Here is a 24,749-nt window from a genome sequence, read left to right as displayed (position 1 = left end):
CGTGCACCCCGAGCCCCTCCAATACGCGCCTGCCGAGGCACGCGACCAGCGCGTGTTCGATGCCGTGCGCGAACTGCTGGCGACCCAGGGCATGCACCTGAGCATGGACGCGGTGGCCGCGCATGTGGGCTGCTCCAAGCAGACCCTCTACAGCCGCTACGGCAGCAAGCGCGAACTGCTCAGCCTGGCGATGCGCCAGCACGTCAGCATCGCCGCCGCGCCGCTGGCCAGTGGCGACGAGCGTCCGCTGCGCGGGATATTGCTGGATTTCGCCCTGCGCTACCTGGAGAACCGCAACCAGCCGCGCAGCCGCCAGGCCGCGCAGCTGATCGCCAGCGGCGCCCAGGAGTTCCGCGAGGAAGCCCGCGCGCTCTACCACAGCAGCGCCGATGCCCTGCGCGAACAGCTGGCTGAATGGATGCGAACCGAGATGGCCCGCGGTCGCGTCATCCATGACGATCCGCATTTCATGGCCGAAATGCTAATAAGCATGATCGCCGGTCAGGATTTCGAACGACAACGCTTCCATGCCCCCCACCGCGACGACCCGAAGGTGCGCCGCCGGTGGGCCGAATTCGCCGTCGATGCCTTCCTGCGCGCCTTCCCGGCGCCGCCGGCCGGCATCCCCGGCACTCGTTGAAAACAACCCCCGGAGTTTCCCCGATGACCTCCCCGCTCCGCATCCTCGCCCTCACCGGCGCCCTGGCCCTGGGCCTGACCGCCTGCAAGAAGCCCCAGGAACAGGCCGCTCCGCCGCCGCCGGATGTCGGTGTCGTCGAGGCCAGGCCGCAGACCCTGCCGCTGCAGCGCGAACTGGTCGGCCGGCTGTCGCCGTTCCGCTCGGCCGACGTGCGCGCGCGGGTATCCGGCGTGCTGCTCAAGCGCGCCTATGAGGAAGGCAGCGCGGTGAAGGAAGGCCAGCTGCTGTTCCAGATCGACCCGGCGCCGCTGCGCGCCTCGCTGGCCTCGGCCGAAGCGGCGCTGGCCTCGGCCCGCGCCAGCTACGCCAACGCCAGGACCACCGCCGAGCGCGCGCGCTCGCTGGCGCCGCAGAGCTACGTGTCCAAGTCCGACCTGGACAACGCCGAGGCCACCGAGCGCACTGCCGCCGCCGCCGTGCAGCAGGCGCAGGCCGCGGTCACCACCGCCCGCATCAGCCTGGGCTACGCCAATGTCACCGCGCCCATCGCCGGCGTGGCCGGCAAGCAGCAGGTGACCGAAGGCGCGCTGGTCGGCCAGGGCGAGGCGACCCTGCTGACCACCGTCGACCAGATCGACCCGCTGTACGTCAATTTCTCGATGACCGCCGACGAACTGAGCGCACTGCGCGCCGCCCAGGCCAAGGGCGCGGTGGCACTGGCCGGCGACGGCAAGACCACCGTGCAGGTCGACCTGCCCGACGGCACGCCGTACACCCATGAGGGCACGCTGGACTTCTCGGCGACCACGGTCGACCCCGCCACCGGCGCGGTTTCGCTGCGCGCGCAGCTGCCCAACCCCGAGCGCACCCTGCTGCCGGGCTCGTTCGTCAGCTTCAAGGCCAACCTGGGCGAGCGCAACAACGCGTTCCTGATCCCGCAGCAGGCCGTGCTGCGCGACACCCGCGGCGGCTACGTGCTGGTCGTGGGCGGCGACGGCAACGTGGCGCGCAAGGACGTGGCGCTGGACAGCCAGCAGAACGGCAACTGGCTGGTGTCCTCCGGCCTGGCCGCCGGCGACAAGGTCATCGTCTCGGGCGTGCAGAAGGTCAAGGAAGGCGCGCCGGCCAAGCCCTCGCCGTGGCAGCCGGCCGCCACCAAGCCCGCGGCCGCCGCGCCGGCGCCGGCCAAGTAAGGGAAACGGGAACCCGTCATGCCTAAATTCTTCATCGAACACCCGGTATTCGCCTGGGTGGTGGCCATCCTGATCTCGCTGGGCGGCGTGATCTCGATCCTCAACCTGGGCGTGGAGTCCTACCCCAGCGTCGCCCCGCCGCAGGTCACGGTAAGCGCCACCTACCCCGGCGCCAGCGCCTCCACCGCCGAGAAGTCGGTCACCCAGGTGATCGAGCAGCAGCTGACCGGCATCGACAACCTGGTCTATTTCAGTTCGTCCTCGTCCTCGACCGGCCGCGTCAGCATCACCCTGACCTTCGACAGCGGCACCAATGCCGACATCGCCCAGGTGCAGGTGCAGAACAAGGTGGCGCTGGCCACCCCGCGTCTGCCCGCCGAAGTGACCAAGCAGGGCGTCGTGGTGGCCAAGGCCAACGCCGGCTTCCTGATGGCCATCGGCGTGCGCTCGGACGACGGCTCGGTGGACCGCGACGCGCTCAACGACATCGTCGGCGCGCGCGTGCTCGACCAGATCTCGCGCGTGCCCGGCGTCGGCAGCACCCAGCAGTTCGGCTCCGAGTACGCCATGCGCATCTGGCTCAACCCGGAGAAGCTGCAGGGCTACCACCTGTCGGCCACCGACGTGTACAACGCCATCGGCACCCAGAACCTGCAATTCGCCGCCGGTTCGGTGGGCGGCGACCCGGCGCCGAACGGCCAGGCCTTCACCGCCACCGTCGCCGCCGAAGGCCGCTACAGCACGCCCGAGGAGTTCGAGAACACCATCCTGCGGGCCAACGCCGACGGCAGCGTGGTGCGGCTGAAGGACGTGGCCAGCGTCGCCTTCGGCGCGTCCAACTACGGTTTCGACACCCGCTACAACGGCAAGCCGGTGGCCGCGTTCGCGGTGCAGCTGCTGCCCGGCGCCAACGCCCTGGACGTGTCCAAGGCGGTGCGCGCCAAGATGGACGACCTCGCCCCCAGCTTCCCGGCGGGCGTGAGCTGGTTCACCCCGTTCGACAGCACCACCTTCGTCAACATCTCGATCAAGGAAGTGATCCACACGCTGGTGGAAGCCATCATCCTGGTGTTCCTGGTGATGCTGATCTTCCTGCAGAACTTCCGCGCCACGATCATCCCCACCCTGGTCATCCCGGTGGCCCTGCTCGGCACCTTCATGGGCATGCTGGCGATCGGCTTCACCATCAACCAGCTGACCCTGTTCGCGATGGTGCTGGCGATCGGCATCGTGGTGGACGACGCGATCGTGGTGATCGAGAACGTCGAACGCATCATGAGCGAGGAAAAGCTCGACCCGAAGCCGGCCACGCAGAAGGCGATGGGCCAGATCACCGGCGCGGTGGTGGCCATCACCGTGGTGCTGGCGGCGGTGTTCATCCCCAGCGCCATGCAGCCCGGCGCCTCGGGCGAGATCTACAAGCAGTTCGCGCTGACCATCGCCATGTCCATGGGCTTCTCGGCGCTGCTGGCGCTGAGCTTCACCCCGGCGCTGTGCGCGGCCTTCCTCAAGCCGACCCACAACGACAACCCGAACTGGGTCTACCGCACCTTCAACAAGTACTACGGCAAGCTCGAGAAGGGCTATGTCGGCACCGTCGGCGGCGTCATCAGGCACAGCCCGCGCTGGCTGATGGTGTTCGCGCTGCTCGTGGTGCTGTGCGGCTTCCTGTTCACCCGCCTGCCCGGCAGCTTCCTGCCGGAAGAGGACCAGGGCTATGCGCTGGCCATCGTGCAGCTGCCGCCGGGCGCGACCAAGGGCCGCACCACCGTGGTGTTCGACCAGCTGTACGGCATGATGAAGGACGACCCGTCCTTCGAAGGCATGATGCAGGTCACCGGCTTCAGCTTCGTCGGTTCGGGCGAGAACGTCGGCATGGCCTTCATCCGCCTCAAGGACTGGGCCGCGCGCAGCGAGACCGCGCCGGAATTCATCCAGAAGATGAACGGCAAGGCCTTCGTCGGCATCAAGGACGCACAGGTGTTCTTCGTCAACCTGCCGACGGTGCAGGGCCTGGGCCAGTTCGGCGGCTTCGACATGTGGCTGCAGGACCGTGCCGGCGCCGGCCAGGATGCGCTGATGGAAGCGCGCAACACCCTGCTCGGCGCGGCGATGAGCGACAAATCGCTGGTCGCGGTGCGCCCCAACACGCTGGAGAACTCGCCGCAGCTTCAGCTGAAGGTCGACCGCGTGCAGGCCCAGGCCATGGGCGTGTCGGTCAATGACGTCTACACCGCGATCCAGATGATGCTGGCGCCGGTCTACGTCAACGACTTCTTCTACGGCGGGCGCATCAAGCGCGTGAACATGCAGGCCGACGCCGCCTACCGCACCGGTCCCGAATCGCTGCGCAGCTACTACGTGCCCAGCTCGCTGAGCACGGACGCCGACGGCCAGCGCTCGATGATCCCGCTCAGCACGGTGGTCAAGTCCGAGTGGATCTACGCACCGCCCGCGCTGAGCCGCTACAACGGCTACTCGGCGGTGAACATCGTCGGCTCGCCGGCGCCCGGCGGCAGCTCCGGCCAGGCGATGGCGACCATGGAGAACCTGGTCCACAACGACCTGCCCAACGGCTTCGGCTACGACTGGAGCGGCATGTCCTACCAGGAAATCCTGGCCGGCAACGCCGCCACCCTGCTGATGGTGCTGTCGGTGGTAGTGGTGTTCCTGTGCCTGGCCGCGCTGTACGAGAGCTGGTCGATCCCGGTCTCGGTGCTGCTGGTGGTGCCGGTCGGCATCCTCGGCGCGGTGGTGTTCTCGATGCTGCGCAGCCTGCCCAACGACCTGTACTTCAAGATCGGCATGGTGACGGTGATCGGCCTGGCGGCGAAGAACGCGATCCTGATCGTGGAATTCGCCGTGGAGCAGCGCGCCGCCGGCAAGACCCTGCGCGAGGCCGCCATCGAAGCGGCGCACCTGCGCTTCCGCCCGATCCTGATGACCTCGTTCGCGTTCATCCTGGGCGTGCTGCCGATGGCCATCTCCACCGGCGCCGGCGCCAACGCCCGCCACTCGCTGGGCACCGGCGTCATCGGCGGCATGCTGTTCGCCACCGTCATTGGCGTGCTGCTGATCCCGCTATTCTTCGTCACCGTGCGCCGCGTGCTCGGCGACAAGCTGGACGAACAATCCAAGCAGTTCATCGAGCAGCACAAGGTGCGTACGGTGCAGCAGGATCGCTGATCCCGCTGCGCGGACCGCAACGACGAAGCCCCGGCATTGCCGGGGCTTCGTTTTATGCCTTCTGCCATTGGGAGAAGGGTGACCCGAAGGGACGGATGAGGGTACGGGCCAAGCCGCGTGCGGCCAGACATCGGCCGGGGCTTCGCCCCCTGCTTCAACCAACCCGCGCTCCGCGCTCGGGCCTTGCGCTGGCGCAAGGGCGTCCGAGGGGCGACGAACCGATGGTTCGCGGACTGCCCCTCACCCCGCAGGGAGAGGGGCGTGAAGCACTCAACGCACGCCGGTCTCGTTGCGGGCGATGACCAGGCGCTGGATCTCGCTGGTGCCTTCGTAGATCTCGGTGATCTTGGCGTCGCGGAAGTAGCGCTCCAGCGGCATTTCCTTCGAGTACCCCATGCCGCCGTGGATCTGCACGGCCTGGTGGGCGATCCACATCGCCGCCTCCGAGGCGGTCAGCTTGGCCACCGCGGCCTCGGTGGAGAAGCGCTTGCCCTGGGCCTTGGTCCAGGCCGCACGCAGGGTCAGCAGCAACGCCGCGTCCAGCTTGCACTTCATGTCGGCGATCTTGGCCTGGATCATCTGGAAGCTGCCGATCGGCGCGCCGAAGGACTTGCGCTCGCGCACATAGGCCAGTGACGCCTCGTAGGCCGCGCGGGCGATGCCCACCGCCTGCGAGGCGATACCGATGCGGCCGGAGTCGAGCAGGCTCATGGCGATCTTGAAGCCCTGCCCCTCCGCGCCGATCACGTCCTCGGCGCGGGCCACGTAGTCCTGGAACTCGATTTCGCAGGTGGCCGAGGCGCGCACGCCCAGCTTGGGCTCGGTCTTGCCGCGGCCGAAGCCGGCACGGGTGGTGTCGATCATGAAGGCGGTGATGCCGCGTGCGCCCTGCGACGGGTCGGTCATGGCGAACAGCACGATGTAGCGCGCCACCGGACCGGAGGTGATCCAGCTCTTCTGGCCGTTGATCAGGTAGGAACCATCGGCCTGCTTCACCGCGCGGCAGCGCATGGCGGTGGCGTCGGAACCGGACTGCGATTCGGTCAGGGCGAAGGCGCCGATCTCGCGACCCTCGGCGATCGCGCGCACGTACAGCTGCTTCTGCTCCTCGCTGCCATGGCTGAGCACCGCGTTGCAGAACAGCGAGTTGTTGACCGACATGATGGTCGCGTGCGCGGCATCGGCGGCGGAGACCTCGACGATCGCCAGCACGCTGGACACCGGGTCCATGCCGGCGCCGCCGTACTCGACCGGCACCTCGATGCCCATCAGGCCGTTCTCGCCGAGCAGGCGGATGTTCTCCAGCGGGTATTCGCCGGTCGCATCGTGGTGCTCGGCGCTGGGGCCGATCTTCTCTTGGGCGATGCGGCGGGCGACATCCTGCAGCATCAGTTGTTCGTCGGAAAAGCTGAAATCCACTGCACCCCTCCCAGGGCGTTACGAAGTTGCGATTGTAACTGTTGAGGCCGGAAACATAGGGGGAGCAGCCAGGAACATGGTGAATGCGGACGCCGTCGCCATCCGGCAGCAACGCCGTTCCCAACGGGTTGCCGGGTCCTACCCCGGGGGGCCTGCGCCTTGACCCTGCCGCGCCGCAGCAGCAGAATATCTCTCTATCTCGATAGGTAGATATTTATGGATCTGGAAGACTGGTCGACCCGCCTGAAGGTGTTCGCCGACGCCACCCGCGTGCGCCTGCTGACGCTGCTGGAGCAGGAGGAGCTGACCGTGGCCGAGCTGTCGGCCATCACCACGCTGGCGCAGCCGCGCGTGTCCACCCACCTGGCCCGCCTGAAGGAAGCCGGGCTGGTGCGCGACCGCCGCGCCGGCGTGTCGGCCTACTACCGCTTCGACGAGGCCGCGCTGGATCCGGCGCAGCGCGCATTGTGGCATGCGCTGAGCAACGGCAGCGACGATCCGCTGCTGCGCCAGGACGCCGAGCGCGTGCCCTCCGTACTGGCGATGCGCGCCGCCGACCAGAACTGGGCCGACAGCGTGGCCGGCGACATGGAGCGCCACTACTCCCCGGGCCGCACCTGGGAAGCGCTGGCGCGCAGCGCGCTGCCGCTGCTGGAGACCGGCGACGTGCTCGACATCGCCTCCGGCGATGGCGTGCTGGCCGAGCTGCTGGCCCCGCACGCGCAACGCTACGTCTGCGTCGACACCAGCGCGCGCGTGGTCGCCGCGGCCAGCGAGCGCCTGCGCAAGCTGCCCAATGTCGAAGTGCGCGAGGGCGACATGCACAAGCTGCCGTTCGACGACGGCAGCTTCGACCTGGTGGTGCTGATGCACGCCCTCACCTACGCCAGCAACCCGGCCAAGGCGGTGGCCGAAGGCGCGCGCGTGCTGCGCCCCGGCGGACGGCTGATGCTGTGCAGCCTCGCCCGCCACGAGCACAAGGCGGCGGTGGAGGCCTATGGCCACGTCAACCTCGGCTTCACCGGCAAGGACCTGCGCAGGTTCGTCGAGAAGGCCGGGCTGGAGGTATCCAGCCTGGAAACCGTCACCCGCGAGAAGCGCCCGCCGCATTTCGAGGTGATCTCGCTGATCGCCCACCGGCCCTGAAGCCTGGCGCGCACGCCTCCCTCTCCTCCCCGATTCCACGTCACGGTCCGCCCATGCACGCCCTCCCCTGGCTCCACCCCGAACGCGTCGCCAAGCTGCTGCGCGCCCTCGAGCAGCGCATCCTGGTCATCGACGGCGCCATGGGCACGATGATCCAGCGCCATGGGCTGGAGGAAGACGACTACCGCGGGCAGCGTTTCGCGCAGGGCTACGACAGCCTGCCGGCGGGCGACGGCCACGTGCACGGCCCCGGCTGCGGCCATGCCGGCCACGACCTCAAGGGCAACAACGACCTGCTGCTGCTGACCCGGCCGGAGATCATCGCCGGCATCCACACCGCCTACCTGGAAGCCGGCGCCGACCTGGTGGAGACCAATACCTTCAACGCCACCTCGGTCAGCCAGGCCGACTACCACCTGCAGCACCTGGTCTACGAACTGAACAAGGCCGGCGCGCAGGTGGCACGGCAGTGCTGCGACGCCGTCGAGGCGACGACACCGGACAGGCCGCGCTTCGTGATCGGCGTGCTCGGCCCGACCAGCCGCACCGCCTCGATCAGCCCCAACGTCAACGACCCGGGTTTCCGCAACACCAGCTTCGACGAACTGCGCACGACCTACCGCGAGGCCATCGACGGCCTGATCGACGGCGGCGCCGATACGCTGATGGTGGAAACCATCTTCGATACGCTCAACGCCAAGGCCGCGCTGTTCGCCATCGAGGAGGCCTTCGACGCGCGCGGCGCGCGCCTGCCGGTGATGATTTCCGGCACCATCACCGACGCTTCCGGGCGCACTTTGTCCGGGCAGACCGCCGAAGCCTTCTACGCCTCGGTCGCGCACGGCCAGCCGCTGTCGATCGGCTTCAACTGCGCACTCGGTGCGACCGACATGCGTCCGCACGTGGAAACGCTGGCGCAGGTGTCCAGCGGCTACGTCAGCGCCCATCCCAACGCCGGCCTGCCCAATGCGTTCGGCGAGTACGACGAGACGCCGGAGGAAATGGCCGCCACGCTGAAGGAGTTCGCCACCTCCGGCCTGCTGAACCTGGTCGGCGGCTGCTGCGGCACCACCCCGGCGCACATCAAGGCCATCGCCGAAGCGGTGGCCGGCGTGCCGCCGCGCGCATTGCCGCAGGCGCAGGAGCAGGCCGCATGAGCGCCACGCCCTACACCCGCCTGTCCGGCCTGGAACCGCTGGTCATCACCCCGGACCTGCTGTTCATCAACGTCGGCGAGCGCACCAACGTCACCGGCAGCGCGCAGTTCAAGAAGCTGATCAAGGAAGACCGCTATGAGGAAGCAGTGGACGTGGCGCGCCAGCAGGTCGCCAGCGGCGCGCAGATCCTCGACGTCAACATGGACGAGGGCCTGATCGACTCCGAGAAGGCGATGACCCGCTTCCTCAACCTGATCATGTCCGAGCCGGACATCGCCCGCATCCCGGTGATGGTGGATTCGTCGAAGTGGAGCGTGATCGAGGCCGGCCTGAAATGCCTGCAGGGCAAGAGCGTGGTCAATTCGATCTCGCTCAAGGAGGGCGAAGCGGCCTTCATCGAACACGCCAGGCTGGTGCGCCGCTACGGCGCCGCCGCGGTGGTGATGGCCTTTGACGAGGATGGCCAGGCCGACACCTGCGCGCGCAAGGTGGAAATCTGCACCCGTGCCTACCGCATCCTCGTCGAGCAGGTCGGCTTCCCGCCGCAGGACATCATCTTCGACCCGAACATCTTCGCCGTCGCCACCGGCATCGAGGAGCACGACAACTACGCGGTGGACTTCATCGAGGCCACCCGCATCATCAAGCGCACGCTGCCGCACTGCCATGTGTCCGGCGGCGTGTCCAACGTGTCGTTCTCCTTCCGCGGCAACGAGACCGTGCGCCAGGCGATCCATTCGGTGTTCCTGTACCACGCCATCAAGGCCGGCATGGACATGGGCATCGTCAACGCCGGCGCGCTGCCGATCTACGACCAGCTCGACCCGGAACTGCGCGAACGCGTGGAGGACGTGATCCTCAACCGCCGCAGGGACGGCACCGAGCGCCTGCTGGAAATCGCCGAACGCTACAAGGGCAGGAAGGGCGAGAAGAAGACCGAAGACCTGGGCTGGCGCCAGAAGCCGGTGCGCGAACGCCTGGCGCATGCGCTGGTGCAGGGGCTGGACGCATGGGTGGAGGAAGACACCGAGGAAGCGCGGCAGCAGGCCGCGCGGCCGCTGGACGTGATCGAAGGCCCGTTGATGGACGGCATGAACGTGGTCGGCGACCTCTTCGGCGCCGGCAAGATGTTCCTGCCGCAGGTGGTCAAGTCGGCGCGGGTGATGAAGAAGGCGGTGGCCTACCTGCTGCCCTTCATCGAGGCCGAGAAACTGCGCACCGGCGACGTCGGCAAGAGCAACGGCAAAATCGTCATGGCCACGGTCAAGGGCGACGTGCACGACATCGGCAAGAACATCGTCGGCGTGGTCCTGGCCTGCAACAACTTCGAGGTGATCGACCTGGGCGTGATGGTGCCGGCGCAGAAGATCATCGACACCGCGCTGGCCGAGAACGCCGACCTGATCGGCGTATCCGGCCTGATCACCCCGTCGCTGGAAGAAATGAGCCACGTCGCCCGCGAGATGCAGCGGCAGAACCTGAGCATCCCGCTGATGATCGGCGGCGCCACCACCTCGCGCGCGCACACTGCGCTGAAGATCGATCCGCACTACAAGTCGCCGACGATCTGGGTGAAGGACGCCTCGCGCGCGGTCGGCGTGGCCCAGTCGCTGATTTCAGACGAACTGCGCGGCCCGTTCGTCGCCGCCAACGAGGCCGACTACGCCGATATCCGCCAGCGCCACCGCAACCGCGGCGACGCCAAGCGGCTGGTGTCGCTGGAGCACGCGCGCGGCCAGCGCTTCACCTGCGACTGGGCGCAGTACACGCCGCCTGCGCCGAAGCGGCCGGGCCTGCACGTGTTCGACGACTGGCCGCTGGACGACCTGCTGCCGTTCATCGACTGGTCGCCGTTCTTCAGTGCCTGGGAACTGGCCGGCAAATTCCCGGCGATCCTGACCGACGAGATCGTCGGCCCGCAGGCCAGCGAGCTGTACGCGGATGCGCAGGCGCTGCTGGAGCGGATCACCAGGGAAAAGTGGCTGACGGCCAAGGCGGTGTTCGCGCTGTGGCCGGCCAACAGCCGCGGCGATGACGTGGTCATCCAGCATGGCGGCGAATCCACCACCCTGCACTTCCTGCGCCAGCAGGTCGACAAACCCGCCGAACGCCCCGACTTCTGCCTGGCCGACTTCATCGCCCCGGAAGACAGCGGCAAGCAGGACTGGATCGGCGGTTTCGCGGTCACCGCCGGGCTCGGCATCGAGCCGCACCTGGAGCGCTTCCGCACCGAGTTCGACGACTACAACGCGATCCTGCTCAAGGCGCTGGCCGACCGCCTGGCCGAAGCGCTGGCCGAGCGCCTGCACCATCGCGTGCGCACCGAATACTGGGGCTATGCCGCGGACGAGACGCTGGACAACGAGGCGCTGATCGCCGAGCAGTACGCCGGGATCCGCCCCGCGCCCGGCTATCCGGCCTGCCCGGAACACAGCGAGAAGCGCAGGCTGTTCGACCTGCTCGATGCCGAACGCAACGCCGGCATGATCCTGACCGAAGGCTTCGCGATGCTGCCGGCGGCAGCGGTGTCCGGCTACTACTTCAGCCATCCGCAGAGCCAGTACTTCGTGGTCGGCCGCGTATCCAAGGAACAGGTCGCCGACTACGCGCGGCGCAAGGGCGTGGACCGGGCGCAGGCGGAGAGGTGGCTGGCTTCGAACCTCGACTACGACCCGGAATGAAAGCCGCGGCGCTGCGGTGACATCCAGGCGCGCGGCGACGCGCTGCACGAACCGGCACCCTGCTCCTCCCGGCGCGGCTTTCAATCCGGGGCACGATCCCGGATGAGGACCGCCGCGGGGAGTGACGTCACGCTCGCGTGCGCTGCATGTGAGCGGCGCTCCGCGCGGCGCGATCGGCCAGCAACGAGGATGCGGCCCGGCGTGAAGGCCGCCGCCGCATGCGGCCAGGCCCCGGCAGGCAACGATATCGACTCGACTTCCATCCGGCTCCACTGCGCGGGCCGGCGCCAGCCATCGGCCAGTGCCGGGGCGAATGGCCCCCATCGCGATACTTCATTTCCGGTGGACGGATGCCGCGCCTATCGTGGCAGCCCCCATCCTTCCCCACGAAGCCGCCATGGTCGAGCAACTCTTCATCAACGCCGTCGGCCCCGACGGCCAGCCCCTGGAACTGGCCGTCGCCGACGGTCGTTTCGCCGCCATCGGCCCGGACCTGCCGCGCACCGAAGGCGCGGCACTGGTCGACCTGGGCGGCCAGCTGGTGCTGCCGGGCTTCGTCGATGGCCACATCCACCTGGACAAGAGCTTCGTCGGCGACCGCTGGCACCCGCATCGTCCGGCGCAGACCCTGCGCGAGCGCCTGGCCATCGAGAAGCAGGAGCTGGCGGCCGCGCCCTCCATCGTCGAGCGCGCCGATGCGCTGGTCGCGCAGGCCGCCGCATTCGGCACCGTGGCGATGCGCAGCCATGTCGATGTCGACGCGACCACCGGCCTGGACAACCTGCACGCGGTGAACGCGGTGCACGAACGCTGGCGCGGCATCGTCGATATCGAACTGGTCGCGTTCCCGCAGGCCGGCGTGATGTCCTGCCCCGGCACGGCCGAGGTACTGGAGGCGGCGATGCGCCAAGGCGCGCAGGTGGTCGGCGGCATCGACCCGGATACGCTCGACGGCGACAGCAAGGGCCAGCTCGACGTGGTGTTCGGCATCGCCGAGCGCCATGGCGCTAAGGTCGACATCCACCTGCACGAGCCCGGCCTGGGCGGCATCGAGCAGTTGCGGCGCATCGCCGAACGCACCCGCGCGCTCAGCATGGAGGGGCGCGTGGCGGTCAGCCATGCCTATTCGCTGGGCGAGGTGGACGAGGCGCAGGTGGACCGCATCGCCGCCGTGCTGGCCGATGCCGGCGTGGCGATCATGACCAACGCCCCGGGCGACCGTCCGTTCCCGCCGGTGCGCCGGCTGCGCGCGGCCGGCGTGGAGGTGTTCATGGGCAACGACAACATCCGCGACGCATGGTGGCCCTACGGCAACGGCGACATGCTGCAGCGGGCGATGCTGCTCGGCTACCGCTCCGGTTTCCATACCGACGAGGACCTGTGCATGGCGCTGAAGATGGCCACCGGCGCCAGCGCGCGCGTGATCGGCCTGCAGGGCTATGGCCTGGCCGCGGGCAACGAGGCCACCTTCCTGGTGCTCGACGCGCCCAACGCCGCGGCCGCGGTGGCCGGGGTTCCATGCCGTCGCCGCATCGTCCGCCGCGGCCGGTTCGTGCAGGACGCCGTTTGATCGATTCCGTGGGAACCAGCGCGCCGGTTTCTGCCGATGCGGGGGTGGCGCCCCGCATCGGGTTTTCCCGGCAGCCCCTGCGCAGGCCATCCCCGCAGCTGCGACGGATGGCCGGACATCACCGATCCGGTTTCCGTGGGTGCTGGCCGCTGCCGCGCCACGCGGTGCGAGCCGCGAGCGGCGGTTCTTCCGCATCAATCACGATGGCGCTTCGCCGGGAATGCCCCGGTCACCACTGAGACCGTTTCTACACCTGCGACTGGCCCAGCATCTCCACCAGCATGTCGGCCAGCACCCGTACCTCCGGGTCGGCCGATGACCGCATCAGGATCACCAGTTCGATGCTGTCGATCTCCGGCAAGCCGCTTTCCGCGCCCAGCACCACATGCGCCGGCGTCACCGTACGCGCCGGCAGCAGGCTGATGCCCAGGCCGTCGGCTACCGCCGCCTGAATGCCCCCCAGGCTGGAACTGGTGAAGCTGATGCGCCAGCGCCGGCCCAGCGCCTCGATCGCGTCGATCATATCGTCGCGGTACAGCCCGCGCGGCGGGAAGGCCACCAGCGGCACCGGATCGAGCGCGAACGCCGGGCTGGACGCGCTGTCGATCCAGCGCATCGGCTCGGGCCAGCAGGCCAGCGCCTCGCGGCTGCCGCGGCGCTGCTTGACCAGCACCAGGTCCAGTTCGCCGCGGTCGTAGCCCTCGGCCAGGGCGCGGCTCAGGCCGCTGCTCACTTCCAGCTTCACCCGCGGGTGCAGCCGACTGAAATCGGCCAGCAGGTGCGTGGTGCGGCCGCCGGCGAAATCCTCCGGCACGCCGAGGCGCAGGGTGGTGGCCACGCCCGCGCCGGACAGCGCCTCGCCCAGTTCCTCGTTCAGCGCCAGCAGGCGCCGCGCATAGCCCAGCACGGTCTCGCCGGTGTCGGTGGGGCGTACATCGCGCACCCCGCGGTCGAGCAGGCGATGCCCGGCCAGTTCCTCCAGCCGCCGCACCTTCTGGCTGATGGTGGACTGGGTGGAATGCAGGCGCGCCGCCGCCGCGGTGAAGCTGCCGCAATCGGCCACCGTCACCAACGCGCGCAGCAGGTCGAGGTCGAACAGCGCTCTATTCGATTTTGGACTGATATCCATCGTTACATTTCATTTCTGGATGGAAGAGACGGCTTGTAGCATCGACACCAGCCGGGCGCAAACGTCCGCCACCGCGATGCGCTCCACAGGCGCATCCGCACGCCGCAGAAATCAGGAGGCAGGCGATGTCCGCTCGACATTGGATCACCGCGCAGGTACTGGCCACGGCCATGCTGGCATCCTGCTCCGCCGGCGCCAGCGATCCTGCTCTGGCGCGGCAGTTGTTCCAGGCCGCCGAGACCGGCGACACGGAAGCGGTACGTGCCCTGCTCGCACAGGGCGCCGACACCCGCGCCCGCGACGCAAGGGGCCGCACGCCGCTGCTGGTGGCCGTCCACCGGCGGCAGACCGAAGCGGCGCGGGCCTTGATCGACGCCGGCGCCGACGTCAACGCCAAGGACGCGATCGACGACAGCGCCTATCTGTATGCCGGCGCCAGCGGCCAGCTCGACATCCTGCGGATGACCCTGGCCCACGGCGCCGATCCGCGCAGCACCAACCGCTATGGCGGCACCGCGCTGATCCCGGCTGCCGAACGCGGCCACGTGGAAACCGTACGCACGTTGATCGACGCCGGCGTCGACGTGGACCACGTCAACCGCCTCGGTTGGACCGCCCTGCTGGAGGCCATCATCCTCGGCGACGGCGGCACCCGCCACCAGGACATCGTGCGCCTGCTGATCGATGCCGGTGCCGACGTGAATCTCGCCGATGGCGAAGGCGTCGCGCCGCTGCGGCATGCCCGCCAGCGTCGGCAGACCGCCATCGAACGCATGCTGGCCGCCGCCGGCGCCCGCTGATCCCCTTTCTCCGTTGTGCGGCCCGCCGCACGCCACTGGAACCCACCGATGAAAACCACGCTTTCCCTCGCCCTGTCCTCCCTGCTCGTGCTGGCGCCGCCGGCGCTGGCCGCACGCTCGAATGCCGACGTCCTGGTCCGCCACGCCACCGTCGTCGACGTCGAGCACGGCCGTACCCTGCCCGGCCAGGCCGTGGCGATCCGCGGCGACGAGATCGTGGCGGTGGGCGAGGACAAGGCGCTGGCCAGGCAGTGGCGCGCCGCCACGACCGTCGACGCCAAGGATCACTACCTGATCCCCGGCCTGTGGGACATGCACGTGCACTTCGGCGGCGGCCCGGCGCTGGTCGAGGAAAACAAGGCGCTGCTGCCGCTGTACGTGGCGCACGGCATCACCACCGTGCGCGATGCCTCCGGCGACCTGCCCGGACAGGTGCTGTCCTGGCGCGGGCAGATCGCCAGGGGCGAACTGTTCGGCCCGCAGCTGTTCACCTCCGGTGCCAAGATCGAAGGCATCGCCCCGGTGTGGAAGGGCACCATCGAGGTCGGCGACAAGGCCGGCGTCGATGCGGCGCTGGACCGCGAACAGCGCGACAAGGTCGATTTCGTCAAGATCACCGACAGCACGCTGAAGCCGGAACTGTTCCTGTACGCGGTGTCCGAGGCGAAGAAGCGCGGACTGCGCACCTCCGGCCACATCCCGATGGCACTGACCGTCGGCCAGGCCGTGGATGCCGGCATCAGCTCGATCGAGCACCTGGACTATGCGTTCCAGGCCGGCATTCCGGACGAGGCGAAGATCACCGCCGATCTGGCCGCCGGCCGCATCGACCGCGCCGAGGCCAGCCGCCTGCTGCATACCGGTTTCGACCGCGACACCGCGATGGCCGCCTACCGCCGCTTCGCCGAACTCGGCGTGGCGGTCACCCCCACGCTCGACGGCGGCCGCATTCTCAGCTTCCTCGACGCCGAACCGCACGACAACGATGCGTACCTGGCCTACATCGGCCCGGGCCTGCGCAAGACCTACGCATGGCGCGTGGAGCGCGCGGCCAAGGCCACGCCGGAGCAGATCCAGGCACGCCACGAACGCTATGCGCAGGTCGCCTCGGTGCTGCCGATGCTGCAGGAGGCCGGAGTGCGCATCATGGCCGGAACCGACGCCGGCTTCCTCAACTCCTACAACTACCCCGGCATCGGCCTGCACAACGAACTGTCGCTGTATGTGCGCGAAGGCCTGACCCCGCAGCAGGCACTGGTCGCGGCCACCCGCAACGGCCCGGCCTGGTTCGGCAGGCTGGACCGCTACGGTGCGGTCCAAGCCGGCAAGGCCGCCGACCTGGTGCTGCTGGAGCGCAATCCGCTGTTGGACATCAACGCGACCCGCGCGATCGACACCGTGGTGATGCGCGGCAAGGTCTACGACCGCGCCGCGCTGGACGCGATGCTGGCCGAGACCAAGGCCAGGGTCGCCGCCTGGAACGCCGAAGCGACGCCCTGATCTCCCGCACCACCGTATCTTCCCCTTGCGGTGGAGCCATGCTCCGCCGCTTTTTTACGCCTGCGAGGCACAAGCCGGGGCGCTCCCGGTACAGCCCCAGCGGGGCGTTGCCCCGCTCTACAAGGCGGGCAGGTTCTGTAGCGCCGGGCGAAGCCCGGCGGGGGCATTCCCGGTACAGCTCCAGCGGGGCGTTGCCCCGCTCTACAAGGCGGGCAGGTTCTGTAGCGCCGGGCGAAGCCCGGCGGGGGCATTCCCGGTACAGCTCCAGCGGGGCGTTGCCCCGCTCTACAGGGCGGCAGGTTTTGTAGCGCCGGGCGACGCCCGGCGGGGGCATTCCCGGTACAGCTCCAGCGGGGCGCTGCTCCGCTCTACAAGATCGCGGTGCCTTCCTTGATGGAACGCACCGGGCACAATATGCGCCCCCGCTTCTGCGCTCCGTGCGCTCCCCATGACTTCCCCAACCACACCGCAACCGCCGGTCCCCGTCGCCCGGTTATCCAGCTTCTATTTCTTCTACTACGCCGCCCTGGGCGCGTTCACGCCGTACTGGAGCCTGTACCTGCAGTCGCGCGGCATGGGCGTGACCGCGATCAGCGTGATGATGAGCCTGTGGTATGCGACCCGCGTGGTCGCGCCCAGCACCTGGACCTCGCTGGCGGCGGTATCGCCGCGCCCGATCCGCTGGCTGCGCATCGGCTGCGTGCTGACCGTCGCCAGCTTCGCCGGCTTCCTGCTGCCGCAGCCGCAATGGACGCTGTATGCGGTGATGGTCGGCTTCTGCTTCTTCTACAACGCGGTGATGCCGCAGTTCGAATCCATCACCCTCACCCACCTGGGCAGCGACAGCCATCGCTACGGCATGATCCGGGTATGGGGTTCGCTGGGCTTCATCGCGGTGGTGACCTCGTTCGGCTGGGTGATCGAGCGGCACGGCGCCGGCCTGCTGCCGTGGCTGATGCTGCCGCTGTTCGTGCTGATGAGCGGCGCTTCCTTCCTCAACCGCTATGCGCGCCACGTCGGCACCCATGCCGCGCACGTGCAGGGCTTCTGGGCGATCGTGCGGCGGCCGCCGGTGCTGGCGTTCTTCATCGCCGCCTTCCTCGAGCAGCTCTCGTTCGGGCCGTACTACACGTTCTTCTCGCTGTATATGGACCAGCACGGCTACAGCACCTCGCTGCTGGGCCTGATGTGGACCGTGGGCGTGGTGTTCGAGGTGGCGGTGTTCTTCCTGATCGCCGGCTTCTTCAAGCGCTGGGATGCCAGCTGGCTGCTGATCATCTCCATGGCCAGCGCCGCGCTGCGCTGGTGGGCAACCGCCCTGTGGCCGGAAAACATCCCGGTGATGCTGGTGGCCCAGGCCACCCACTGCCTGGGCTTCGCCGCGTTCTTCGCCTCGGCGATGCAGCTGCTGGCGCGCTATTTCCCCGGCAACCTCAATGGGCACGGCCAGGGGCTGTTCTATGGGTTCTCGTCGGGACTGGGCGGCGTGCTCGGCGCGCTGATCGCCGGGCAGCTGTGGCGTTTCGGCGACGGCCGGGCCGCCTTCATCGCCGGCGGCTGTTTCGCCCTGGCCGGAGCGGTGATTGCGTTTTGTTTCGTGCCGGAAAGGCCGAAAGCAAGGAAACAGTGAAGCAGGACGAGCAAGGACGAAAAAGAAAAAAGCCGTCATTCCCGCGCAGGCGGAAATGACGGCGTTGGGCTTTGCGAGGACATCAGCAGCCTTGCTGCTTCCGCCCGCCATTCGTTGCTCGTTCCCCGCCTCTCCCTACCAGACCAGATCGTCCGGCACCTGGTACATCGGGTCGGCGTAGGGATCGGCCTCGGCAGGTGCGTCGGGATCGATCTTCAGCGCCACGGCCGGGGCGAAGACCGCCTCCGCCTCGGCCAGCAGTTCGGCCGTCACCAGCAGGTAGCGCCCGTTCTGCTGCAGCACGCCCAGTTGCCCGGCATTGAGCGCCTTGAGCTGGTCGGCGGTGACGTAGATGCGCTTGATCTTGCCGCCATAGGGAAAGTGGCGGGCGATGTCGGCGTCGGCGACGTTCAGCGCCTTGTCCTTGAGCAGTTCGTCCAGCCTGGCCTTCGCCTCGCGGCGCAGGCGCGCTTCTTCCTGCTTCTGGCGCTCGGCCTCGATGCGCTCGTCCTTCTCCCTCTGCGCGCGGATCGCATAGGCCTTGGCCAGGTCGATGTCTTCCTGCGAGCGTGGCTTGCGCGGGCCCTGCGGGCCAGCATGCGCGGGCTTGTTGCCGTGCGCGGGCTTGCCGGCATGGCCGGGTTTGTTGCCGGGTTTGTTGCCGGCCTGCGGACGGGCCTGCCCCGGCTTGCCCTGCGGGCGGCCGTCGCGGCGGGTTTCGGGCTTGCGCTCCGGTTTGGGCGCGGGCTTGAAGCCCAGCCCGAGGAGCTGATCGCGGAGAGTGTCGCTCATGCTTGCGGTACGTCGTATCAGTAGTGCGGGGGCGGCGGTTCGTTCGCCGGGTCGGAGGCGTTGAGCGCATTGCGGACCTTGCCCAGGTCTTCGAGCAGCACGCGCAGCACGTCGGCGTTGCGGCTGCCCTGCATGCGCGCGTCGGCCAGGGCCTCGCTCAGCTCGGCCAGCGCGTGTTCCTGGAAGGACACGCGCATTTCAAGTTCCACCAGGCGTTCTTCCAGGGCCTGTTCGCGGGCGCTCGGCAGCAGGTCAGACATGCAGGGAACGCCCCCGGCCGATGCCGTAATAAGCCAGTCCGGCCGCCTCGATCTCGCCCGGGTCGTACAGGTTGCGGCCGTCGAACACCACCGCATCGCCCAGGGCCTGGCGGATGCGCGCGAAATCGGGGCTGCGGAACTGCTTCCACTCGGTGACCACGACCAGCGCGTCGGCGCCTTCCAGCGCATCGAACGCCGATTCGCAGAACACCAGGTCGCTGCGCTCGCCGAAGATGCGGCGCGCCTCGTGCATCGCTTCCGGATCGTAGGCGCGCACCCGCGCGCCGGCTTCCCACAGCTGCGCCAGCAGGCGGCGACTGGAGGCTTCGCGCATGTCGTCGGTATTGGGCTTGAAGGCCAGCCCCCACACGGCGAAGGTCTTGCCGCGCACGCCCTCGTCCTCGCCACGGTCGTAGTGGCGCTGGACCAGTTCGAACAGGTGCCCCTTCTGCGCCTCGTTCACCGCTTCCACGGCGTCGAGCAGGCGCGGGGTGTGGCCGTGCTGCAGGGCGGTGCGGGCCAGCGCCTGCACGTCCTTGGGGAAGCACGAGCCGCCGTAGCCGGCGCCGGGGTAGATGAAGTGCCAGCCGATGCGCGGGTCCGAACCGATGCCCTGGCGGACCTGCTCGATGTCGGCGCCGACACGCTCGGCGATGTTGGCGATTTCGTTCATGAACGAAATCTTGGTCGCCAGCATCGCATTGGCGGCGTACTTGGTCAGCTCTGCCGAACGCACGTCCATTTCCACCACGCGGTCGTGGTTGCGGTTGAACGGCGCGTACAGGCGGCGCATCACCGCCACCGGTTCCTCGCTGGCTGCGCCGATGATGATGCGGTCCGGGCGCATGCAGTCGGCCACCGCATCGCCTTCCTTGAGGAACTCGGGGTTGGAAACCACCTCGAAGGCGATCTCCACGCCGCGCGCGGCCAGCTCCTCGGCGATCGCCGCGCGCACCTTGTCGGCGGTGCCCACCGGCACCGTCGACTTGTTGACCACCACGGTCGGCACCTGCAGGTGCCGGCCGATGGTGCGGGCCACGGCCAGCACGTACTGCAGGTCGGCGCTGCCGTCCTCGTCGGGCGGCGTGCCCACCGCGATGAAAACCACCTGCCCATGCGCGATCGCGGTTGCCGCGTCGGTGGTGAAGGCCAGCCGCGAAGCGGCATGGTTGGCCTTGACCATCGGTTCCAGCCCCGGCTCGTAGATCGGGATGATGCCCCGGTTCAGGCCATCGACCTTGGCCTGGTCGATGTCGACGCAGACCACGTCGTGGCCCACCTCGGCCAGGCAGGTCCCGGTGACGAGTCCGACATAGCCGGTACCGAAAATCGCAACGCGCATGGGTGCAGTGGCTCCGTGGCGGTTACTGCAGGATGCCCAGCAGCTCGACGTCGAAGGTCAGCGTCGCATCCGGGCCGATCGGGCCGCCCGGGGTGCCGTTGCTGCCGTAGGCCAGTTCGGACGGAACCCAGAAGCGGTACTTGGAACCGACCGGCATCAGCGCCACGCCCTCGGTCCAGCCCTTGATCACCTGGTCCAGGCCGAAATCGGCCGGCTGGCCGCGCTCGTAGCTGCTGTCGAACGGCGTGCCGTCCAGCAGCTTGCCTTCGTAGTTCACGCGCACGCGGCTGCTCGCCATCGGGCGCTCGCCGCTGCCGGCGCGCAGCACCTGGTACTGCAGGCCCGAGGCGGTGGTGACCACGCCCGGCTGGGCCTTGTTCTTGGCCAGGAAAGCGTTGCCTTCCTCGCGGTTCTTGCCGGCGGCGGCGGCCTGCTTGGCGGTGCTGAAGGCCTGCAGCGTGGACTGCGCCTGCTGGCGGTCCATCAGCGGCGTGCCCTTGGCGAAGATCGTGGCGATGGCCTGGAAAGTCGCGTCCAGGTCGATCTCGCCCTTGATCGGCGCCAGCGACGGGCCGACGGCATAGCTGCCCAGCATCAGGCCGACCTTTTCGCGGTCCACCGCCGGCGGCTGGCTGCCCGGCGCCATGCCCGGCACCTGCTGGCCGGAACGGGCCATCATCGCGATGCGCAGGGCCTGGTCGGTCTTCTGCGCCTCTTCCTGCGACAGCAGCGGCTGGCCGCCGGCGAAGGCGTTCTCCACTGCGCGGCGCAGCGCGGCGACGTCGACTTCCGAGGCGATGGGTTCGAACGAACTGGCGACGTCCACGCCGATGGCGTAGCCGATCTTTTCACGTTCCGAGGTCAAAACGGACTTCTCCTTGGTGGCCGCGGGGGCGGCAGGTTGTTGCGCGATCACGGCCGCAGGGACCGCCATCGCCAGAATCAGAAGCGACGCCACGGCGCCGCGCTTTCCCATCTTCATTCGCTGCTTTCCTGGAAGTGAACAGACGCCGCCATCGGCGCGAGGGGCGTCATTGTCGCATGCGCACCGGCGATGTCGAGGCGGTGCGCCGAGGCGCCGGTCAATGGTGGTTCGGCACCGGCCTGGCGAGTTCGCGCTCGATCGCCGCGCGCAGCTCCGGGTCGTCCGGGCGCACCTTGCTGGCGAACTGCGCCACCACCCGCCCGTCGCGCGATACCAGGTATTTATGGAAGTTCCAGCCCGGCGCGACGCCGGTCAGGCGGGTGAGGTCCTGGTACAGCGGCGTGGCCTCCGGGCCGATGACGTGCACCTTCTGGAACATGGGGAATTTCACCCCGTAAGTCAGCGTGCAGAACTCCTGGATCTCGGTCTCGCTGCCCGGCTCCTGGCCCTTGAAGTCGTTGGACGGGAAGCCCAGCACCGAGAAACCGCGCCCGGCAAGCTCCTGGTGCAGGGCCTCCAGCCCCTCGTACTGCGGCGTGTAGCCGCACTTGGAGGCGGTGTTGACCACCAGCAGCACCTTGCCGCCGTATTCGCGGTTCAGGTTTACCGGCTCCTTTCCGGCCAGCGGACGGTAGTCGCGATCCAGCAAGGCACCGTCGGCGGCGCTGGCCGCGCCCACCATCGACATGGCAAACGCCATTCCAATCAAATAGTTGCGAATGGACATCGGGATTCTCCTGGGTGTGGGCCGGCGTCGCTCGAAGACTAGGCCATCAGTTGGGTTACAGGGGAGTTGCATGTCGGCGTGTCGGTGTTATAGTTGCATACAACACCAGCCACCCTACACAGGGGGACCGCCATGAACCGAAGCCACCAACGACATCTTTTCCCGGCACTCACCGCTGCCGGCACGCTGTTGCTGATCGGTTGCACGCTGTCCCTGCCTGCCGGCCGTGGCCCGGTCCAGGATTATGCCGCCGGGACCACCGGCGAAGAGCAGGAGGCCAACGCGCAGGAGAAGACCAGGCGCCCCGTCCGGCGGATGCGGACCAGCCTCTCCCTGCCCTACTTCTCATTCGCACAGTCGCTGAATCCACGGAGCTGACCATGAGCGATATCCAGTGGAGCGATGGCGCTCCCATCTACCGCCAGCTGAAGGATCGCGTCATCGCGATGATGCTGGACGGCATCATCAAGCCGGGCGACGCCCTGCCCTCGGTGCGCCAGGTGGCCGCCGAGTACCAGTTGAACCCGATCACGGTCTCGCGCGCCTACCAGGAACTGGCCGATGAGAACCTGGTCGAGAAGCGCCGCGGCCTGGGCATGTTCATGACCGAGGAAGCCGCGCGCAAGCTGCGCGGCAGCGAGCGCGACCGTTTTCTCAACGAAGAGTGGCCCGGCGTGCTGGAACGCATCCAGCGCCTGGGCCTGACCTTGGAAGATCTGCTGCCACCGGGGACCACACCATGAATGCCGCCGTCGAAGCCGTCGTTTCCGCTCACAACCTGCGCAAGGTCTACAAGCAGAAGCCGGCACTGGACAACACCAGCTTCACCATCGCGCCGGGCCGCATCGTCGGCCTGATCGGCCCCAACGGCGCCGGCAAGACCACCGCGCTCAAGGCCCTGCTCGGCCTGACCTCGTTCGAGGGCGAACTGCGCGTGCTCGGCATGGATCCGCGCGCCCAGCGCAACGCGCTGATGAACGATGTGTGCTTCATCGCCGACGTGGCGGTGCTGCCGCGCTGGATCCGGGTCAAGGAGGCCATCGACTTCGTCGCCGGCGTGCACCCGCGCTTCGACCGCGCCCGCTGCGAGCGCTTCCTGGCCAACACCAAGCTGCAGCCGAAGCAGCGCGTGTCCGAGCTGTCCAAGGGCATGGTGGTGCAGTTGCACCTGGCGCTGGTGATGGCCATCGACGCGCGCGTGCTGGTGCTGGACGAGCCGACCCTGGGCCTGGACATCCTCTACCGCAAGGAGTTCTACCAGCGCCTGCTGGAAGACTACTTCGACGAGCAGAAGACGATCATCGTCACCACCCACCAGGTCGAGGAGATCGAGCACATCCTCACCGACGTGCTGTTCATCCGCGACGGGAAGATCGTGCTCAGCGCCGACATGGAAAGCGTGTCCGAACGCTATACCGAGCTGCTGGCCTCGGCCGACACCCTGCAGGCCGCGCGCGAACTGGGCCCCATCGACGAGCGTTCGCTGCCGTTCGGCAAGACCGTGCTGCTCTACGACGGCGCCGACCGCAGCCAGCTCGATGCCCTGGGCGAAACCCGCAACCCCGGCCTCGCCGATCTGTTCGTGGCCATCATGAAGGGAACCTACGCATGAACGCCGTCCATCACATCACCCCGCTGGGCAAGTTCAAGTGGCTGCTCAAGCGCGAATACTGGGAAAACCGCGGCGGCTTCCTGCGCGCGCCGCTGGTGGCCGGCGGCATCTCCCTGCTGCTGTCGCTGATGGCGATCATCGCCGGCCTGTTCGCCGCCCATCGCGCCGCCAACAATGGCGACCTGCACATCAACGGCGTCAACGTCAACGGCCTGGACCTGGGCATGCTGACCCAGCAGATGACGCCGGCGGACATGGTCAAGTTCGGCGAGGGCATGAACGTCACCCTGCTGCTGAGTTCGGCGTGGCCGTTCATCACCCTGGCCTTCGTGGTGTTCTTCTACTGCCTGGGCGCGCTGTACGACGACCGCCGCGACCGCAGCGTGCTGTTCTGGAAGTCGATGCCGGTCTCCGACACGCAGACGGTGCTGTCCAAGCTGGTCGGCGCGCTGGTCATCGCCCCGCTGCTGGCGGTCGCCGCCGCCATCGTGACGATGTTCGGCTTCATGATCATCATCAGCCTGGTGGTGCTGTTCCACGGCGGCAACCCGATCACCCTGATCTGGGCCTCGTCCAACCCGTTCTCGATCGCCGCCAGCCACCTGGCCTGGATCCCGGTCTATGCGCTGTGGGCGCTGCCCACCGCCGGCTGGCTGATGCTGTGCTCGGCCTGGGCCAGGAGCAAGCCGTTCCTGTGGGCGGTGATGCTGCCGGTGTTCGCCGGGGTCATCGTCAGCTGGTTCGACCTGATGAAGCTGTCCGGCCTCAACAACGGCTGGTTCTGGGGACACGTGGTCGGCCGCCTGCTGCTCAGCGCCACGCCGGGCATCGAACTGGCCTACCGCAGCCCCACGCCCAATGGCGAGTCGGTGAATTCGATGCTGCATGGCTTCTCGCCCAGCGTGCAGCTGGCCGGCCTGGCCAACCCCGAGCTCTGGATCGGCGTGGTGGTCGGCGCCCTGTTCATCGCCGCCGCGATCTGGCTGCGCCAGCGCCGCGACGAAATCTGACCGCCCTGCCTGTCCCACCGCGATTTCGAG

General features: G+C 68.4%; 20 protein-coding genes and 1 pseudogene. 14 read left to right on the top strand and 7 right to left on the bottom strand.

The genetic code is table 11. The features are described from left to right. The first annotated feature begins 1 nt into the window (after position 1). The 3 genes and pseudogenes from ABB22_RS08360 to ABB22_RS08350 all read left to right on the top strand — a co-directional run bounded on the left by ABB22_RS08360 (position 2) and on the right by ABB22_RS08350 (position 5,019). Entirely contained in the window at positions 2–640 is a 639-nt protein-coding gene (locus tag ABB22_RS08360) for a TetR/AcrR family transcriptional regulator (RefSeq protein WP_055764845.1), read from the top strand. Between the two features lie 23 nt (positions 641–663). Further along, positions 664–1,827: pseudogene (locus ABB22_RS08355) on the top strand (efflux RND transporter periplasmic adaptor subunit); the annotation flags it as partial. Between the two features lie 24 nt (positions 1,828–1,851). Further along, complete coding sequence (locus ABB22_RS08350) at positions 1,852–5,019, top strand: multidrug efflux RND transporter permease subunit (protein WP_055764843.1); 3,168 nt, start codon at positions 1,852–1,854, stop codon at positions 5,017–5,019. Between the two features lie 270 nt (positions 5,020–5,289). Here ABB22_RS08350 and ABB22_RS08345 read toward each other — a convergent pair whose 3' ends face one another. Next, positions 5,290–6,438, bottom strand: a complete 1,149-nt coding sequence (locus tag ABB22_RS08345; protein WP_055764841.1) for an acyl-CoA dehydrogenase family protein — start codon at positions 6,436–6,438, stop codon at positions 5,290–5,292. Positions 6,439–6,654: 216 nt separating this feature from the next. Between ABB22_RS08345 and ABB22_RS08340 the strand changes: the two genes are divergently transcribed. From ABB22_RS08340 to ABB22_RS08325, 4 genes are all read left to right on the top strand, one after another. Then, positions 6,655–7,584, top strand: a complete 930-nt coding sequence (locus ABB22_RS08340; protein WP_055764839.1) for an ArsR/SmtB family transcription factor — start codon at positions 6,655–6,657, stop codon at positions 7,582–7,584. 53 nt (positions 7,585–7,637) lie between these two features. Beyond that, positions 7,638–8,741: a homocysteine S-methyltransferase family protein gene (locus ABB22_RS08335; RefSeq protein ID WP_055764837.1), complete on the top strand. Its 1,104-nt coding sequence runs from the start codon at positions 7,638–7,640 to the stop codon at positions 8,739–8,741. Continuing rightward, positions 8,738–11,422, top strand: a complete 2,685-nt coding sequence (gene metH, locus ABB22_RS08330) for a methionine synthase (protein WP_055764834.1) — start codon at positions 8,738–8,740, stop codon at positions 11,420–11,422. Before ABB22_RS08335 ends, metH begins: the two co-directional genes overlap by 4 nt. A gap of 397 nt (positions 11,423–11,819) precedes the next feature. Next, positions 11,820–12,992: an amidohydrolase family protein gene (locus ABB22_RS08325; RefSeq protein ID WP_055764832.1), complete on the top strand. Its 1,173-nt coding sequence runs from the start codon at positions 11,820–11,822 to the stop codon at positions 12,990–12,992. Between the two features lie 247 nt (positions 12,993–13,239). Here the strand turns inward: ABB22_RS08325 and ABB22_RS08320 are convergent, their stop codons facing one another. Next, positions 13,240–14,121, bottom strand: coding sequence for a LysR substrate-binding domain-containing protein (locus ABB22_RS08320; protein WP_055764830.1), 882 nt, complete (start codon positions 14,119–14,121; stop codon positions 13,240–13,242). 125 nt (positions 14,122–14,246) lie between these two features. On the opposite strand from ABB22_RS08320, the gene ABB22_RS08315 reads away from it, so the two are divergent. The 3 genes from ABB22_RS08315 to ABB22_RS08305 all read left to right on the top strand — a co-directional run bounded on the left by ABB22_RS08315 (position 14,247) and on the right by ABB22_RS08305 (position 18,051). Beyond that, positions 14,247–14,921, top strand: a complete 675-nt coding sequence (locus tag ABB22_RS08315; RefSeq protein WP_055764828.1) for an ankyrin repeat domain-containing protein — start codon at positions 14,247–14,249, stop codon at positions 14,919–14,921. 48 nt (positions 14,922–14,969) lie between these two features. Continuing rightward, on the top strand, positions 14,970–16,421 hold the full coding sequence (locus ABB22_RS08310) for an amidohydrolase family protein (protein ID WP_055764826.1): 1,452 nt from the start codon (positions 14,970–14,972) through the stop codon (positions 16,419–16,421). Between the two features lie 448 nt (positions 16,422–16,869). Beyond that, the gene (locus tag ABB22_RS08305) at positions 16,870–18,051 is read left to right on the top strand and encodes an MFS transporter (RefSeq protein ID WP_055764824.1); all 1,182 of its coding nucleotides are present in this window, start codon (positions 16,870–16,872) and stop codon (positions 18,049–18,051) included. 135 nt (positions 18,052–18,186) lie between these two features. Here ABB22_RS08305 and ABB22_RS08300 read toward each other — a convergent pair whose 3' ends face one another. The 5 genes from ABB22_RS08300 to ABB22_RS08280 form a co-directional block, all read right to left on the bottom strand. Further along, on the bottom strand, positions 18,187–18,843 hold the full coding sequence (locus ABB22_RS08300; protein ID WP_055764822.1) for a DUF2058 domain-containing protein: 657 nt from the start codon (positions 18,841–18,843) through the stop codon (positions 18,187–18,189). Between the two features lie 17 nt (positions 18,844–18,860). Then, complete coding sequence (locus tag ABB22_RS08295; protein ID WP_055764820.1) at positions 18,861–19,103, bottom strand: SlyX family protein; 243 nt, start codon at positions 19,101–19,103, stop codon at positions 18,861–18,863. Then, the gene (locus tag ABB22_RS08290; RefSeq protein WP_055764817.1) at positions 19,096–20,445 is read right to left on the bottom strand and encodes a UDP-glucose dehydrogenase family protein; all 1,350 of its coding nucleotides are present in this window, start codon (positions 20,443–20,445) and stop codon (positions 19,096–19,098) included. The genes ABB22_RS08295 and ABB22_RS08290 overlap by 8 nt, the downstream gene beginning before the upstream one ends. 22 nt (positions 20,446–20,467) lie before the next feature. Further along, complete coding sequence (locus ABB22_RS08285; RefSeq protein WP_055764815.1) at positions 20,468–21,427, bottom strand: FKBP-type peptidyl-prolyl cis-trans isomerase N-terminal domain-containing protein; 960 nt, start codon at positions 21,425–21,427, stop codon at positions 20,468–20,470. 100 nt (positions 21,428–21,527) lie between these two features. Further along, on the bottom strand, positions 21,528–22,070 hold the full coding sequence (locus ABB22_RS08280) for a glutathione peroxidase (protein WP_152984091.1): 543 nt from the start codon (positions 22,068–22,070) through the stop codon (positions 21,528–21,530). Positions 22,071–22,229: 159 nt separating this feature from the next. Here ABB22_RS08280 and ABB22_RS08275 point away from each other — a divergent pair, with 159 nt between their 5' ends. Genes ABB22_RS08275 through ABB22_RS08260 form a run of 4 tightly spaced genes read left to right on the top strand, consistent with a single transcriptional unit; the run spans position 22,230 to position 24,719 of the window. Next, positions 22,230–22,475: a hypothetical protein gene (locus tag ABB22_RS08275; RefSeq protein WP_057505179.1), complete on the top strand. Its 246-nt coding sequence runs from the start codon at positions 22,230–22,232 to the stop codon at positions 22,473–22,475. Positions 22,476–22,477: 2 nt separating this feature from the next. Then, positions 22,478–22,840 (top strand): GntR family transcriptional regulator, encoded by a 363-nt coding sequence (locus tag ABB22_RS08270; RefSeq protein ID WP_055764809.1) that lies wholly within the window; start codon positions 22,478–22,480, stop codon positions 22,838–22,840. Next, a complete protein-coding gene (locus ABB22_RS08265; RefSeq protein WP_055764807.1) occupies positions 22,837–23,709 on the top strand; it encodes an ABC transporter ATP-binding protein in 873 nt (290 codons plus the stop codon). The genes ABB22_RS08270 and ABB22_RS08265 overlap by 4 nt, the downstream gene beginning before the upstream one ends. Continuing rightward, positions 23,706–24,719, top strand: coding sequence for a hypothetical protein (locus ABB22_RS08260; protein WP_055764804.1), 1,014 nt, complete (start codon positions 23,706–23,708; stop codon positions 24,717–24,719). Before ABB22_RS08265 ends, ABB22_RS08260 begins: the two co-directional genes overlap by 4 nt. Positions 24,720–24,749: the final 30 nt, after the last annotated feature.

It is taken from the genome of Stenotrophomonas nitritireducens, assembly GCF_001431425.1.
Taxonomy (GTDB): Bacteria; Pseudomonadota; Gammaproteobacteria; order Xanthomonadales; family Xanthomonadaceae; genus Stenotrophomonas; species Stenotrophomonas nitritireducens.
This window is presented reverse-complemented; position numbering and strand designations above follow the sequence as displayed.

Bases quoted from the DNA above. Each gene is read 5' to 3' on its own strand.
- ABB22_RS08290 (WP_055764817.1), bottom strand. From the start codon at position 20,445: ATGCGCGTTGCGATTTTCGGTACCGGCTATGTCGGACTCGTCACCGGG.
- ABB22_RS08265 (WP_055764807.1), top strand. From the start codon at position 22,837: ATGAATGCCGCCGTCGAAGCCGTCGTTTCCGCTCACAACCTGCGCAAG.
- metH (WP_055764834.1), top strand. From the start codon at position 8,738: ATGAGCGCCACGCCCTACACCCGCCTGTCCGGCCTGGAACCGCTGGTC.
- ABB22_RS08285 (WP_055764815.1), bottom strand. From the start codon at position 21,427: ATGAAGATGGGAAAGCGCGGCGCCGTGGCGTCGCTTCTGATTCTGGCG.
- ABB22_RS08275 (WP_057505179.1), top strand. From the start codon at position 22,230: ATGAACCGAAGCCACCAACGACATCTTTTCCCGGCACTCACCGCTGCC.
- ABB22_RS08320 (WP_055764830.1), bottom strand. From the start codon at position 14,121: ATGGATATCAGTCCAAAATCGAATAGAGCGCTGTTCGACCTCGACCTG.
- ABB22_RS08325 (WP_055764832.1), top strand. From the start codon at position 11,820: ATGGTCGAGCAACTCTTCATCAACGCCGTCGGCCCCGACGGCCAGCCC.
- ABB22_RS08260 (WP_055764804.1), top strand. From the start codon at position 23,706: ATGAACGCCGTCCATCACATCACCCCGCTGGGCAAGTTCAAGTGGCTG.
- ABB22_RS08270 (WP_055764809.1), top strand. From the start codon at position 22,478: ATGAGCGATATCCAGTGGAGCGATGGCGCTCCCATCTACCGCCAGCTG.
- ABB22_RS08295 (WP_055764820.1), bottom strand. From the start codon at position 19,103: ATGTCTGACCTGCTGCCGAGCGCCCGCGAACAGGCCCTGGAAGAACGC.
- ABB22_RS08280 (WP_152984091.1), bottom strand. From the start codon at position 22,070: ATGGCGTTTGCCATGTCGATGGTGGGCGCGGCCAGCGCCGCCGACGGT.
- ABB22_RS08300 (WP_055764822.1), bottom strand. From the start codon at position 18,843: ATGAGCGACACTCTCCGCGATCAGCTCCTCGGGCTGGGCTTCAAGCCC.
- ABB22_RS08340 (WP_055764839.1), top strand. From the start codon at position 6,655: ATGGATCTGGAAGACTGGTCGACCCGCCTGAAGGTGTTCGCCGACGCC.
- ABB22_RS08305 (WP_055764824.1), top strand. From the start codon at position 16,870: ATGACTTCCCCAACCACACCGCAACCGCCGGTCCCCGTCGCCCGGTTA.
- ABB22_RS08310 (WP_055764826.1), top strand. From the start codon at position 14,970: ATGAAAACCACGCTTTCCCTCGCCCTGTCCTCCCTGCTCGTGCTGGCG.
- ABB22_RS08315 (WP_055764828.1), top strand. From the start codon at position 14,247: ATGTCCGCTCGACATTGGATCACCGCGCAGGTACTGGCCACGGCCATG.
- ABB22_RS08335 (WP_055764837.1), top strand. From the start codon at position 7,638: ATGCACGCCCTCCCCTGGCTCCACCCCGAACGCGTCGCCAAGCTGCTG.
- ABB22_RS08350 (WP_055764843.1), top strand. From the start codon at position 1,852: ATGCCTAAATTCTTCATCGAACACCCGGTATTCGCCTGGGTGGTGGCC.